We start from the raw sequence: 13,454 nt of genomic DNA on the forward strand, positions 1-13,454 counted from the left end.
GGTGACGTGGTGACCGGGCTCTGGGCGGATCTCGCCGACCTGGTGTTGCCCACCACCTGCGCGGGTTGCCGGGAGCGTCGGTCCGGGCTGCGGCACGGGGTCTGTCCGGACTGCGTGGCAACCCTGGGCGCGCTGCGCCCACGGTCGGTCCGTCCGACACCCGCGCCACCGGGCCTGCCGTCCTGCGTCGCCCTCGGCCCCTACGCCGGTCCGCTGCGCGAGGCTCTGCTGGCGTACAAGGACCACGGCCGGCACGGTCTGGCCCGGCCGCTCGGCGCACTACTCGCCGAGGTTGTCGCGGCGGCGGTCGGCGTGGCTCGTCCCGTGGCGCTGGTCCCGGTCCCGGACACGGCGGCGGCAGCCCGGTCCCGGTACGGGGACCACCTGGACCGGTTGGCCCGGCACTGCGCGGCCCGACTCAACCAGAGCGGCTGGACGGCGCGGGTGCACCGTCCGCTGCGGGCGCTGCCCCGGCCCGACTCGGTAGGCCTGGACAGCGCGGAGCGCGCGGCGGCGGCCGAGGCCGCCTTCCGGCCGCACGCCACCGCGAGCGGGGGGCGTGCGGCAGACGCGCCGGTCGTGGTGCTGCTGGACGACATCGTCACCACAGGCGTGACCCTGGCCGCCGCAGCCCGGGTGCTGAGCGCGACCGGATGGGTGCCGAGTGTCGCCGCGGTACTCGCGGCGACCCAGAAAAGACACCTCTCGTAACCGTCTGTGTTTCCGTTTCACCCGTTGGTGTATCAGCTGCGAAAATCCTGGGAGTCTCGGCAACTTGGGGTGACTGCCGGGCCAACAGGAGTTAGCGTTTCGCTGTCGGGGGTAGGAGGTCGTTCCACCACCCTCGGCGGTGAGAGGAGGCGTAGCCGTACCAGCCGGTCGACGCCAGCGGGTCCCCCCACGGCGCGCGACCGGGTTGCCGGATCGAAGACCGTCCGAACAAGGGAGGTCACGTGGACATCGTGGTCAAGGGCCGAAACGTCGAAGTGCCGGACCATTACCGGGTACACGTAGCCGAGAAACTCGCAAAGATCGAACGCTACGACCACAAACTGATTCGCGTCGATGTCGAGTTGTTTCACGAGCGCAATCCGCGCCAGGCCGAACACTGCCAGCGGGTGGAGATCACCTGCGTTTCCAAGGGCCCGGTGATGCGGGCCGAGGCCTGCACGAACGACTTCTACAGCGCACTCGACGCGGCCATCGCGAAGCTCGACACCCGACTGCGTCGTGCGGCCGACCGCCGTCGCGTACACCGGGGGCGGCACGCACCGATCTCCGTCGCCGAGGCCACCGCGGGCCTGCCGGTCGCCGACCTGGGGACCAGCACGCTGAGCGCGTCGCTCGACGGTGCCCGCGCCGGCACCGCCGTCGCGGAGCGGGTCGAGGAGGAGCACGACGACCAGCCGTGGCACATCGCCCGGGAGAAGGTGCACCCGGCGGAGCCGATGACGATCGACGACGCGCTGTTCGAGATGGAACTTGTCGGCCACGACTTCTACCTGTTCCAGGACAAGGAGTCCGGCCGCCCGAGCGTCGTCTACCGCCGCCACGCCTACGACTACGGCATCATCTCCCTCGCCACCTGACCACCAGCCGATCCGCGGTCACGGGGTTGTGCCGGGGGAGCCCAGCACAACCCCGTGAACCACGGCGGCGTCAGCGCCGCTCCGCTGGCAGCAGCGCGAAGGTCAGATCGTCCAGGCGGGTGCCCGCCAACCCGGGCAGCCGCCCACGCTGCAGTGCCTCGCGCCGGAATCCGACCCGCTCCAACACGCGGTGCGACGCGGTGTTGTCCGGCACCGTGCCAGCGGTCAGCCGGGCGATACCAGCCGGCCCGAACGCCCAGTCCGCCAGCAGCCGGACCGTCCGGGTCGCGTACCCCCGGCCGCGCCAGGCGGGCAGCAACGCGTAGCCGACCGACGCCTCGCCGGCCGCCACGTCGGTGTACGACAGCCCGCAACTGCCCACCGGCTCCCCGCCGGCCACGTCCGTGATCAACAGTCGGGCGATGTCCCCGGTCAGCCACCCGCTCTCCGCGAGACGACACCGTCGCTCGATCGCCTCCCGTGTCGGCGGCACGGGTGGCGCCTGGTTCGCCACCACCTCGGGTCGGCTGTGCAGCCGGTACATCAGCTCGGCGTCGTCCGGCGCGAGCCGGCGCAGACTCACCACCTGGTCGGTGAGCACCCCGCCAGGCAGGTCGGGCAGCAGCCGGGCGACCGGTCCGGGCGGGTCGTCGGCGAGGCGTACCCAGGCCAGCAGGTCGTGTCGACCTCCGTCGCGGCCCGAACCGGCCGACCGCCGCGAACCCTCGTAGCGGAAACCGGCGGCCAGCGCGGCCCGCTGGCTCGGGCCGTTCTCCGGATCGGTGAGCAGTTCCAGTCGAGCCGTTCCGGTGGCGAACGCGTGCTCGCTGAGCGCGCGGGTGGCCGCGACGGCCAGTCCGCGCCCGCGCGCCGCCGGTCGCAGCCAGTAGCCGATCTCGGCCTGGCCCCGCGCGGGCACCGGGTTGCTCAGCACCACCGCGCCGAGCAGCCGGTCGGTGGCCGGGTCCGCGACGGCGTACGCCGCGCCGCCGCCGGTCCAGACCGCCGGGGCGCCGACGTCGATCCACCACCGGGCATCGGTCCGGCTGTACGGCGTGGGCAGGCTCGAGACGAAGCGTTGGGTCAGCGGGTCCGCGCAGCCGTCGACCACGTCGGCGGCGTCCTCGGCCCGAAAGGGACGCAGCCGCACGCCGTGCGCCTCGACGACCTGCCGCAGGGCCATCAGACCAGGTCCCTGGCGAGCAGCGCGCCCACCCACGCGTCGACCCGTTCGCCCCGGTGCTGCACCCCGCCCCGGGCGGTCCCCTCGATCGTGAAGCCCGCCTTCTCCGCCACTCGGCGGGAGGCGGTGTTGCCCACGTTCGCCTTCCACTCGATGCGGGCCAGGCCCAGCGTGGCGCAGCCCCAGGTGCTGAGCGCGACGAGCGCGGCCGGCATGTACCCCCGGCCGCGGGCCGCCGGGGCGGTCATGAAGCCGACGTCGGCGAGGAGTGCGTCGGTGGGGGAGAGCCGCAGGGCGATCGTGCCCACGTATGTGTCGTCCGGGTCGGCGACCACGAAGCAGGCGGCCTCGCCCCGAGCCCAGGTGTCCTGGCCGTAGACCTGGAACCCCTGCGCGTCGGCCCGCTCGTACGGGTCCGGCACGGTCGTCCAGCGGATGGACTCCGGGTCCCGGCAGGTGTCCACCACGGCATCCAGGTCCTGCTCCTCCATCGGCCGCAGACGCAGCTCACCGGCCCCGGCGGTGGCGAACAGGGTGGGCTGTGGGCGGCCGAAGACCGCGGCCCGCCGGGTGGCGAGGGTACCGGGACCGGCCGGCCCGGTCGCCCCGGGGGCGGGCACCTCGCCGGGCAGCAGCGAGCCGATCCAGCCGTCCGCGTCGGACCGCGTCGGCGGGTTGGCCAGCCGCAGCCGGCCGTCGATCCGGAATCCGGCCCGGAGGGCGACCAGCCGGGAGGCGTGGTTGCCCACCTCGGCGTGCCAGATCAGCCGGCGCAGCCCGAGGGTGTCGAAGGACCAGCGGGCCACCGCCCGGGTGGCCCGGACCATCACGCCCCGGCCGCGTGCCCAGGGGGCGGTCCAGAAACCCACCTCGCCGGTGCCGTCCCGCTCGATGGAGACCAAGCCGCACGAGCCGAGCAGTTCGCCTGTCGCCGGGTCGCAGACCGCGAACGGCGCCTTGGTACCCCCCGCCCAGGCCGTCTCGCTCATGTCGGTGACGAAGCCGAGGGCGTGTTCGGGCCGATATGGGCGTGGCACAGTTGTCCAGTACTGAATGTCCGGATCCTGGCACGCCCGATATACCGCGTCGGCGTCGGTGCCGCGCCAGGGCCGCAGCAACACGCCGTCCTCGATGATCTCCACGGGCTCCACCCGTGCATCGTGCCGCACCGTTCGCCGACGGCGTAACCGGATAACGTTCGAGGGTGCGCAGGACGCGAATTATGTCGGGTTCGGCGGAGTCGAGCACCGCCACCGGTGACCATCGCGCCGATGGAGCGCCTACGATGGTTCGAGACTGTCTAGGGGAGCGTTGATCCGTGTCGATTCTGGAAAAGGTCCTTAACGCGGGCGAGGGCCGCATGGTGCGCCGGCTCAAGGCCATCGCCGCCGCCGTCACCTCGATCGAGGACGACTACGTCAACCTCACCGACGAGGAGCTGGCCGGCATGACCGACCAGTTCCGGGAGCGGCTGGCCGACGGGGAAACCCTCGACGACCTGCTGCCGGAGGCGTTCGCGGTGGCCCGCGAGGCGGCCGCCCGGGTGCTCGGCCAGCGTCCGTACGACGTCCAGGTGATGGGCGGCGCGGCGCTGCACTTCGGCAACATCGCCGAGATGAAGACCGGTGAGGGCAAGACGCTGACCTCGGTCATGGCCGTCTACCTCAACGCGCTGTCCGGCAAGGGCGTGCACGTGATCACGGTCAACGACTACCTCGCCCAGCGTGACGCGGCGTGGATGGGTCGGGTGCACGAGTTCCTCGGGCTGACCGTCGGCGTGGTGCTGCCCAACCGGCCGGCCACCGAGCACAAGGCCGCCTACGAGTGCGACATCACCTACGGCACCAACAACGAGTTCGGCTTCGACTACCTGCGCGACAACATGGCCTGGTCGAAGGACGAGTTGGTGCAGCGCGGCCACAACTTCGCCGTGGTCGACGAGGTCGACTCCATCCTGATCGACGAGGCCCGCACCCCGCTGATCATCTCCGGCCCGGCCGAGCACTCGGCCCGCTGGTACGGCGAGTTCGCCGGAGTGGTGGCCCGGCTCCAGCCCGGCACCGACGGCGAGGGCGACTACGAGGTCGACCACTCCAAGCGCACCATCGCGGTGACCGAGCGGGGTGTCGCCAAGGTCGAGGACCGGCTCGGCATCGACAACCTCTACGAGTCGGTGAACACGCCGCTGGTCGGCTACCTCAACAACGCCATCAAGGCCAAGGAGCTCTACAAGCGCGACAAGGACTACATCGTCAGCGACGGTGAGGTCCTGATCGTCGACGAGTTCACCGGTCGCATCCTGCACGGCCGTCGCTACAACGAGGGCATGCACCAGGCGATCGAGGCCAAGGAGGGGGTGGAGATCAAGCAGGAGAACCAGACTCTTGCCACGATCACCCTCCAGAACTACTTCCGCCTCTACGAGAAGCTGTCCGGGATGACCGGTACGGCGCAGACCGAGGCGAGCGAGTTCAACAAGGTCTACAAGGTCGGCGTCGTGACGATCCCGACCCACCGCCCCATGGTTCGCGAGGACCGGCCGGACGTCATCTACAAGACGGAGAAGGCCAAGTTCAACGCGGTCATCGAGGACATCGCCGAGCGGCACCAGCTCGGCCAGCCGGTGCTCGTCGGCACCGTCTCGGTGGAAAACTCCGAGATCCTCTCCCAGTTGCTGCGCCGACGCGGCATCCCGCACAACGTGCTGAACGCCAAGTTCCACGCCCGGGAGGCCGAGATCGTCGCCCAGGCCGGGCGTAAGGGCGCGGTCACCGTGGCCACCAACATGGCCGGCCGCGGCACCGACATCCTGCTCGGCGGCAACCCCGAGTTCCTCGCCGCCAACGAGCTGCGCCAGCGCGGTCTCGACCCGCTGGAAAACGAGGAAGAGTACGCCAAGGCGATGGAGGAGGTCCTTCCCACGTGGAAGCAGGCCTGTGACGTCGAGGCGGAGGAGGTCTCCGCCGCCGGTGGCCTCTACGTGCTGGGCACCGAGCGGCACGAGTCCCGGCGGATCGACAACCAGCTGCGCGGTCGCGCCGGCCGGCAGGGTGACCCGGGCGAGTCCCGTTTCTACCTGTCCCTGCAGGACGAGCTGATGCGGCGGTTCCGGGCCGGGGCGGTCGAGGCGGTGATGGAGCGCTTCAACATCCCGGAGGACGTGCCCATCGAGTCGAAGATGGTCACCCGGCAGATCAAGAGCGCCCAGGCTCAGATCGAGGGCCAGAACGCCGAGATCCGCAAGAACGTGCTGAAGTACGACGAGGTGCTCAACAAGCAGCGCCAGGTCGTCTACGCCGAGCGTCTTCGGGTGCTCAACGGTGAGGACCTCTCCGACCAGGTCCGCAACATGATCGACGACACCGTCGAGGCGTACGTGCGGGGGGCCACCTCCGATGGCTACGGCGAGGACTGGGACCTCGAACAGCTCTGGTCCAGCCTGAAGCAGCTCTACCCGGTCGGCGTGACGATCGAGGAGTTGGAGGAGGAGGCCGGCGGCTCGCGGGCCGGTATGGACGCCGACTTCCTGGTCGCCCGCCTCAAGGACGACGCCAACGCCGCGTACGACAGGCGCGAGGAGGAGGTCGGCACCGAGGGTGTGCGTCAGCTCGAGCGGATGGTGCTGCTCCAGGTCATCGACCGGAAGTGGCGCGAGCACCTCTACGAGATGGACTACCTCCAGGAGGGCATCAACCTCCGGGCGTACGCCCAGCGCGACCCGGTGGTGGAATACCAGCGCGAGGGCTTCGACATGTTCGCCACGATGATGGACGGCATCAAGGAAGAGACGGTCGGCTTCCTCTACAACATCGACGTCCAGGTGACCGAACCGGAGCCGGACGCGGGCTCGGAAGAGGTCGCGCTGCTCGACAAGCCGGTGGAGATCCGGGCCAAGGGCCTCAACCAGGCACCGCGGCGGCAGGGCCTGCAATACTCGGCTCCCACCATCGACGGTGAGGCCAGCCCCGGCGCTCCCGTCATCGAGCAGGCCGAGCAGCAGGCTCCGGCGCTCGGTGTGGGTCGCCCCGCCCCGGGCGCTCCGGCGGCACCGGGCCGGACCGCCCCGTCCGCCCCGCAACGTCCGGCCGCCGGTCTCCGCGGCCCGGCGGTTCCGTCGGTCGCCTCCCGTCGGCCGGCAGCCAACCAGGCGGAGGCGAGCAACGGCCCGTCCCGCAACGCGCCGTGCCCGTGTGGCTCGGGCCGCAAGTACAAGCGCTGCCACGGCGCCCCCAACGGCGGCAACTGACCAACAGCACCTGACGAACGGGTCCCGGCCAGACAGGCCGGGACCCGTTCGTCGTCTCCAGCCCGCACGCACCCGGTCACACCGCGCGCCGCGGCACCGCAGGCCCCCGGGCCGCCCGTGGGTCTGCCCCGCGCGCCGATGATCGACTCGACGTCACGGAAGTTGGGGTGTCAGCGACCGGCTGATGGCCCGACTACCTGAAACGCGAGTCGATCAAGCCGGTCCCGCCCGGGTCCCGGATGGGTTGCGGTCAGAGGACGTGCAGGGTGGTGCAGAGCCAGCGCCCCCGACGGTGCTCCAGGCGGAGTGCCATGGCCCAGCTCCGACCGCCCGCGCCGGTGAGGACGGCCGCCGCCTCGACCGCTGCGTCCCGGGGCTCGCAGAACCGCATGCGGAGCAACCGGACCAGGGGCCGACCGGCCCGCCGGCGAGGTGACCCGGGCCGCCCGGACGCGCGGGCGGAACCGGTCAGCAGCTGACCTGCTCGGGCCAGCTCGGTCAGCAGGTCGGTCGCTTGGGCCGGGTCGAGCAACGCCCGCACCTGTGCCGGGGACCGGTAGCCGTTGATCACCTCCAGGCAGGTGCCGACGAAGCGATGCGCGGCTCGGGTGGCTTCCGGGGCGGTCGCCGGTGGTAGCGGCGTCGCCGGGTGGGTGGTGGACCGGCTCGGCACCGGGCGGAGGGCACTCCGGCGCTCCGGTGGCCGGACCGGGTCTGGCCGGGTCGAGGCGAACAGGTCCAGGGCGAGCTGGCCGTGGACGGGTGCCGGCCAGTACGACCCGTCGGCCTCGTCGGCGTACGGCGGGTCGATGGGCGGGACGGGGCGCAGCCGCACGGGCGGTCGGAATGGGCCGGGTCGCGCCTCGCTCATCATGGACCCCTTCGATCTTGCGTTTGCCTTCGTTTGCCTCCGACAGCCCAATTCTCGGCGACAAAGTGGCCTCCGTCAATGGTCCGACGACCATCGCGTCCTTCGCCGGCATGATCCACTCGGTTTCGCCAAAGGCGCGGTATCAAGGCGGGCTGAACACCCCGCCTTTCAGAAACCGGAGTGGATCAAGCGCGGTGCGGTAGGTGTCGGGCTGGGTCGTGGAGGAGGGGCGACTACTCCTGGTCCCGGTCGACCAGCGGGTTGCTCTGCACCCACTCGGCGGTCTCGGAATACTTGCGCGCTATGTACTCCTCCAGCCGTGCGCGCTCGACGCGCCACTGGCCCCGTCCACCGATCTTGATCGCCGGCAGTTCACCGCTGCGCACCATGTGGTAGACCTGCGAGTCCGACACGTTCAGCTCGGTGGCCACGTCGGAGAGCAACAGGAACCTTGGCTCCACACGAACTCCCGGGGTTGATGTCGTTTGGCTCAGTTTGCCATCGACAGCCCAGCCCGCCCAGCACCTGGCCGCTCCGCGCGGGACCCCACCGCGCGGACCCACCGCGCGGACCCACCGCGCGGACCCACCGCGCGGACCCACCGCGCGGACCCACCCCGCGGGACACACCGCGCGGGACACACCGCGCGGGACACACCGCGCGGGACACACCGCGCGGGACACACCGCGCGGGACACACCGCGCGGGACACACCGCGCGGAAACTTTCGCCGGGCCGGAGTCGCGGTGTATGACGGTCACGGCGTGCGGCATGATCTGCGCCCGTGCCGGCGGACGCCGGCGCAGGACCAAGCGGGGGAGACGACCGGTGACCGATGACCGAGTCCGGGTGTACGTGCCGGCGACCGTACCGATGGTGGCCCGACTGCGCGCGGAAGGGCTGGCCGCCGACCAGGCCCACGCGGTGACCCCGGCGCTGCGCGAGTGGTACGCCGAAGGCGACGAGGAGGAGTTGGAGTACGTAGCGTTCACCCGGGCCGCCCAGGAGGCGCTGCACCTGCTGCGGGCCGACCCGACCGCTCCCCGCCGCCGCGTCGTCGTGTCGGTCGACCTGCCGGCGAGCGCGCTCGGACGGGGCGACGGTGAGCTGGGGTCCAGCACGGTGACGTTGGCCGAGGCCGTGCCGGTGGCTGCCGTCGCGGCCCTGCACGTGGACGGCACGGACGCGGTCGAGGATGTCGCCGCGGCGGCCGACGTGGTGGCCGAGGCGGCTGCCGGCGATCCCGACGCCCAGTTCACCGTCGACGGCGCGGAGGACCACGAACTGGAGTGGTACGACGTGACGGAGCTGGACCTGCTGCTACACGCGGCCAGCTGAGCCGGCCAACGGGAGGTCGCGCAACATCCTTGTTGTAGTGGCATCCCCCTGGACCCGACACCACTAGAACAAGGATCGAGCACGATCCTGGGGCGAGGCCGTGACAGGTGACGCCCTCCCGGGCGACCGTCAGCGGGCCGGGTCCGCCTTGGCCGAGTCCGCCTTGGCCGGGTCCGCCTTGGCCGGGTCCGCGTCGAACGCCTCGGCCGGGTCCGGCTCGTCGTCCTCCGGGTCGACCTGCTTCGCGACGGCGGCCGGGCTGCCGGCCGGGTCGTCGTCGTCGGTCTGGGCCGGGCCGAGCGTGCGGCCGAACGCGATAAGCGCGGTCAGCGCCCCCACGAAGAGCACCCAGATCCCGTTGTCCACCCGCGAGGTGCCCAGCGAGGTCTGCGCCACCGCGTCCGCCTCGCTGAGCGCGCTGGCCAGGTCGAGCAGCGACCGCCCACCGACCCGGATGATCACCTCGGCGAGCAGCAGGAGCAGCCCCGGCCCGGCACCGGCGAGCAGGTACGCCGGCCAGCGCAGCGCCCGAGCGGCAGGGTCGCGGCGGACCGCCCGGCGTCGCGCCCAGGTCAGGTAACCGAAGGCGAGCAGCCCGGCGAGCAACCCCGCGACGAGCGACTCGGTGCGGGACACCCACTTGGCCGCATCGACCACCGACTGTTGGCTGTCGCCGGCCCCGAAGAGGTCGAACAGCGGGTCCCGGGCCTGGCTGAACGCGACCACGAAGACAAGCGTGCCCAGCGCGGCGGTCACGATCGCACCGACCGCCGGAGCGGTCCGTGCGGCGGCCACCGCGCCACCGATGATCGCCGCGGCCGCCGTGGTGCCGGCGATCACGTTCGTCGTCGAGGTGTCGAAGTAGGTGAGGTTGATGGCGACCGCGGCCGCCAGCCCGACAAGCATTCCGCCGCCGATCGCCCCGGCGAAGCGCAGGGTGGCCCAGTCGCCGTACCGGCGGGCCAGCAGGTTGCCGCCGGCCAGCGCGACGGCCGCTCCGCCGACCAGCGCGGCGGAGATCACGCCGGGCAGGGCGAACGCGGAGAGACTGATCGCGGTCACCCCGGCCGCCGCCGAGGTGATCGCCTCCCGGGTGGACCAGAGCATGGCGGCCAGCCAACCGAGCGCCAGCAGTGCGAGCACCGCCGCGCCGGGCGCGGGCAGCGGCCGGCTGCTCGGGCTTGCCGCTTCGGCCGCCGGCTCGTGCGACTCCGCGGCCGGGACGCGGCCGGGCTGCTTGGTCATCGTCTCCCCTTCGAGGCGGCAGGTCACCGACCACTCAGGGTACGCGGCTCGGCTGGGCGCTCCGCCGCCGCGGACGACCGCGACACCTGCGGCTCACCGGTCCTGCCGCGGCCCGGCACCGCCCGGCGCGGCCCGGCGCGGCCCGGCACCGCCCGGCGCGGCCCGGCGCGGCCCGGCACCGCCCGGCGCGGTCCGGCGCGGCCCGGCACCGCCCGGCGCGGCCCGGCACCGCCCGGCGCGGTCCGGCACCGCCCGGCGCGGTCCGGCACCGCCCGGCGCGGTCCGGCACCGCCCGGCGCGGTCCGGCGCGGTCCGGCGCGGAGAGTGCGGCGGCGCACGGAACGCGGACCGGGTGCCGGATCGAACCCGGTCGGTAAGGAGAGGAGGGGTGGGCCGGTCCTTGGTCGAGGGCGATGGCGGAGGCAGCGTGCGCAGGCCTTCATGGGAGAATTACGGGAGGTCCCGCCGCTGCTCGGCCCTCCCGTGCGGCGACCGGTGTCCGACCGCCCGGTCGGTGCCCGCGGGTCCGGTTTCGCCACTGCTGTCGAGATCGCCAGGAGCCTTGATGGATGCCGTGTTCTCCGTTCCCGAGCCGCGCAACGAGCCGGTTCGTAACTACGAGCCGGGCAGCCCCGACCGGGACCGGCTCCAGCGGCGGCTGACCGAGCTCGCCGCCGAGCGCATCGACCTGCCGATGACCATCGGCGGTGAGCAGCGGATGGCCGGCGGTGAGTCGATCGACGTGGTGCAGCCGCACCGGCACGCGCACGTGCTGGGCGTGACCGGGCACGCCACCCACGACGACGCGCGCTCCGCGATCAAGGCGGCCAAGGATGCCGCTCCGATGTGGCGGGCGCTGCCCTTCGAGGAGCGGGCGGCGATCTTCCTGCGCGCCGCAGAGCTGCTCGCCGGCCCTTGGCGCGACACCCTCAACGCCGCCACCATGCTCGGCCAGTCGAAGACCGCGATCCAGGCGGAGATCGACTCGGCGTGTGAGTTCATCGACTTCCTCCGGTTCAACGTGCACTTCGCCCGGCGTTTGCTGGAGGAGCAGCCGGCATCCTCCCCCGGCGTCTGGAACCGCTTCGACCACCGCCCGTTGGAGGGCTTCGTCTACGCGGTCACCCCGTTCAACTTCACCGCCATCGCCGGCAACCTGCCGTCGGCGCCGGCCCTGCTGGGCAACACGGTGATCTGGAAGCCGGGTCCGACCCAGCAGTTCGCCGCGCACTTCACCATGCGGCTGTTCGAGGCCGCCGGCCTCCCGCCCGGTGTGATCAACATGGTCACCGGCCGGGGCGAGGAGGTCTCCGACGTGGTGCTCGCCGACCCGGACCTGGCCGGCATCCACTTCACCGGCTCGACGAAGGTCTTCCAGCAGTTGTGGCGGACCGTCGGCGACAACATCGCCCGTTACCGGGGCTACCCGCGCCTCGTCGGCGAGACCGGCGGCAAGGACTTCGTGGTCGCGCACACCAGTGCCGACGTCGACGCCCTGCACACCGCGCTGATCCGCGGCGCGTACGAGTACCAGGGGCAGAAGTGCTCGGCGGCCTCGCGGGCGTACGTGCCGCGCTCGATCTGGGAGGGTGGGCTGCGTGACCGGCTGGCCGCCACCGCCGACTCGCTGACCTACGGCGACGTGGCCGACTTCGGCAACTTCGGTGGCGCGGTGATCGACGACAAGGCGTTCGCCCGGCACACCGCCGCGCTGGAGCTGATCGCCGGTGACGACTCCTGCCGGGTGCTGGCCGGTGGCACCGCCGACGACTCGGTCGGCTACTTCGTCCGGCCGACGCTCTTCGAGTGCGGCGACGCCGCCCACGAGACCTTCACCACCGAGTACTTCGGGCCGATCCTGGGCGTGCACGTGTTCGACGACGCCCGCTTCGACGACGTGGTGGCGCAGGCCGAGTCGATCGCCCCGTACGCGCTGACCGGCTCGGTGTTCGCCACCGACCGTCGGGTGGTCGACGCGGTCGCCGAGCGCATGCGGTACGCGGCCGGCAACTTCTACATCAACGACAAGCCGACCGGCGCGGTGGTCGGGCAGCAGCCCTTCGGCGGCGCGCGGGCCAGCGGCACCAACGACAAGGCGGGCTCCTGGCTCAATCTGGTCCGCTGGGTGTCGCCGCGCACGATCAAGGAGACCTTCGTGCCGCCGACCGACCACACGTACCCCCACATGGGCTGACCTGCGGCGACGACCCGCCGGGGCACGCGGTGCCCCCGGCGGGTCGGCCGAGGGTCGTGATCCATCGACGGTCCTCAACGGACAGTCTGCCGCCGACAGTGCACTTAGGAAGTCCTGTTGGGTGGCAAACCGGCAAATCCTGGACGCCGGGTGCGCAAAGTGGCAGCGTAGGGGGCATGGCGGATTCCGGAGTCAACCCTACGGCGGCGGCCCTGCTCGGCCTCCTCCACGAGGGCCCGATGACAGGCGGTCAGTTGATGGCCGCCGCTGAGCGCCGTCTGGCGCCGTACTGGTCGATGACGCGCAGTCAGGTCTACCGCGAGTTGCCGGTGCTGGCCGAGCGCGGTTTCGTGCGGCTCGGGAAGCCGGGGCCGCGGATGAGCCAGCCGTACGCGCTCACCGCCAGCGGAAAACGGACATTTTCCCGCTGGTTGGCCGAGAACCCGGGGCGGGACACCATCCGCAACCCGATCGCACTGCGGATGGCCTTCGGCAACCTGCACTCCGCCAGCCAGCTCAAGGGCCTGTACGCCTCGGCCAACGAATACCACACCGAGGCCCTCGCCCAGGTCCGGGAGCAGGTGAAGAACGCCAAACGGGATGGGGAGACGTACGACGCCAGCGCGCTGGAGTTCGCCGTCGCCTATCACCGGGCTGCCCTGTCCTGGTTGAAGTCCGCGCCGGTCGGGTGATCTGCGGCGGGTTCGCCCGGCGGGTAGGAGCTGCTCAGCGTGGGGTGGCGGAGTGCCGCTTTCGCGCCGGACCGCGGGGCTCGCAAGCTCAATCGTC

Annotated in this window: 11 protein-coding genes; 6 read left to right on the forward strand and 5 right to left on the reverse strand. The window is 72.0% G+C overall.

The window, feature by feature from the left end:
- Positions 1-9: 9 nt before the first annotated feature.
- Entirely contained in the window at positions 10-711 is a 702-nt protein-coding gene (locus AB0C25_RS23485; protein ID WP_357376390.1) for a ComF family protein, read from the forward strand.
- Between the two features lie 242 nt (positions 712-953).
- Entirely contained in the window at positions 954-1,589 is a 636-nt protein-coding gene (gene raiA, locus AB0C25_RS23490; protein WP_357242022.1) for a ribosome-associated translation inhibitor RaiA, read from the forward strand.
- A gap of 70 nt (positions 1,590-1,659) precedes the next feature.
- Here raiA and AB0C25_RS23495 read toward each other — a convergent pair whose 3' ends face one another.
- Both AB0C25_RS23495 and AB0C25_RS23500 read right to left on the reverse strand, forming a co-directional pair.
- A complete protein-coding gene (locus tag AB0C25_RS23495) occupies positions 1,660-2,772 on the reverse strand; it encodes a GNAT family N-acetyltransferase (RefSeq protein ID WP_357376391.1) in 1,113 nt (370 codons plus the stop codon).
- Positions 2,772-3,923 (reverse strand): GNAT family N-acetyltransferase, encoded by a 1,152-nt coding sequence (locus tag AB0C25_RS23500; protein WP_357376392.1) that lies wholly within the window; start codon positions 3,921-3,923, stop codon positions 2,772-2,774. Before AB0C25_RS23500 ends, AB0C25_RS23495 begins: the two co-directional genes overlap by 1 nt.
- A 167-nt stretch (positions 3,924-4,090) precedes the next feature.
- Here AB0C25_RS23500 and secA point away from each other — a divergent pair, with 167 nt between their 5' ends.
- Positions 4,091-7,018 carry a preprotein translocase subunit SecA gene (secA, locus tag AB0C25_RS23505; protein WP_357376393.1) on the forward strand — a complete coding sequence of 976 codons (2,928 nt, stop codon included), beginning with the start codon at positions 4,091-4,093 and terminating at the stop codon, positions 7,016-7,018.
- Between the two features lie 250 nt (positions 7,019-7,268).
- Here the strand turns inward: secA and AB0C25_RS23510 are convergent, their stop codons facing one another.
- Both AB0C25_RS23510 and AB0C25_RS23515 read right to left on the reverse strand, forming a co-directional pair.
- On the reverse strand, positions 7,269-7,892 hold the full coding sequence (locus tag AB0C25_RS23510; RefSeq protein ID WP_357376394.1) for an Rv3235 family protein: 624 nt from the start codon (positions 7,890-7,892) through the stop codon (positions 7,269-7,271).
- Positions 7,893-8,122: 230 nt separating this feature from the next.
- Positions 8,123-8,350, reverse strand: coding sequence for a helix-turn-helix domain-containing protein (locus tag AB0C25_RS23515; RefSeq protein WP_357376395.1), 228 nt, complete (start codon positions 8,348-8,350; stop codon positions 8,123-8,125).
- Positions 8,351-8,716: 366 nt separating this feature from the next.
- Here AB0C25_RS23515 and AB0C25_RS23520 point away from each other — a divergent pair, with 366 nt between their 5' ends.
- A complete protein-coding gene (locus AB0C25_RS23520) occupies positions 8,717-9,226 on the forward strand; it encodes a hypothetical protein (protein ID WP_357376396.1) in 510 nt (169 codons plus the stop codon).
- Positions 9,227-9,355: 129 nt separating this feature from the next.
- On the opposite strand, the gene AB0C25_RS23525 is transcribed toward AB0C25_RS23520, so the two are convergent.
- A complete protein-coding gene (locus tag AB0C25_RS23525) occupies positions 9,356-10,471 on the reverse strand; it encodes a hypothetical protein (RefSeq protein ID WP_357376397.1) in 1,116 nt (371 codons plus the stop codon).
- Between the two features lie 565 nt (positions 10,472-11,036).
- Between AB0C25_RS23525 and pruA the strand changes: the two genes are divergently transcribed.
- Together pruA and AB0C25_RS23535 are read left to right on the forward strand one after the other, a co-directional pair.
- A complete protein-coding gene (gene pruA, locus AB0C25_RS23530) occupies positions 11,037-12,665 on the forward strand; it encodes an L-glutamate gamma-semialdehyde dehydrogenase (protein ID WP_357376398.1) in 1,629 nt (542 codons plus the stop codon).
- Positions 12,666-12,841: 176 nt separating this feature from the next.
- The gene (locus AB0C25_RS23535) at positions 12,842-13,357 is read left to right on the forward strand and encodes a PadR family transcriptional regulator (RefSeq protein WP_091393967.1); all 516 of its coding nucleotides are present in this window, start codon (positions 12,842-12,844) and stop codon (positions 13,355-13,357) included.
- Positions 13,358-13,454 lie beyond the last annotated feature (97 nt).

It is taken from the genome of Micromonospora sp. NPDC048839 (genome assembly GCF_040649915.1).
Taxonomy (GTDB): Bacteria; Actinomycetota; Actinomycetes; order Mycobacteriales; family Micromonosporaceae; genus Micromonospora.

What these genes read in the sequence shown, in the direction of transcription:
- AB0C25_RS23510 (WP_357376394.1), bottom strand. Translation starts at nt 7,892, where the DNA reads ATGATGAGCGAGGCGCGACCCGGCCCATTCCGACCGCCCGTGCGGCTG.
- AB0C25_RS23525 (WP_357376397.1), bottom strand. Translation starts at nt 10,471, where the DNA reads ATGACCAAGCAGCCCGGCCGCGTCCCGGCCGCGGAGTCGCACGAGCCG.
- pruA (WP_357376398.1), top strand. Translation starts at nt 11,037, where the DNA reads ATGGATGCCGTGTTCTCCGTTCCCGAGCCGCGCAACGAGCCGGTTCGT.
- AB0C25_RS23495 (WP_357376391.1), bottom strand. Translation starts at nt 2,772, where the DNA reads ATGGCCCTGCGGCAGGTCGTCGAGGCGCACGGCGTGCGGCTGCGTCCC.
- AB0C25_RS23535 (WP_091393967.1), top strand. Translation starts at nt 12,842, where the DNA reads ATGGCGGATTCCGGAGTCAACCCTACGGCGGCGGCCCTGCTCGGCCTC.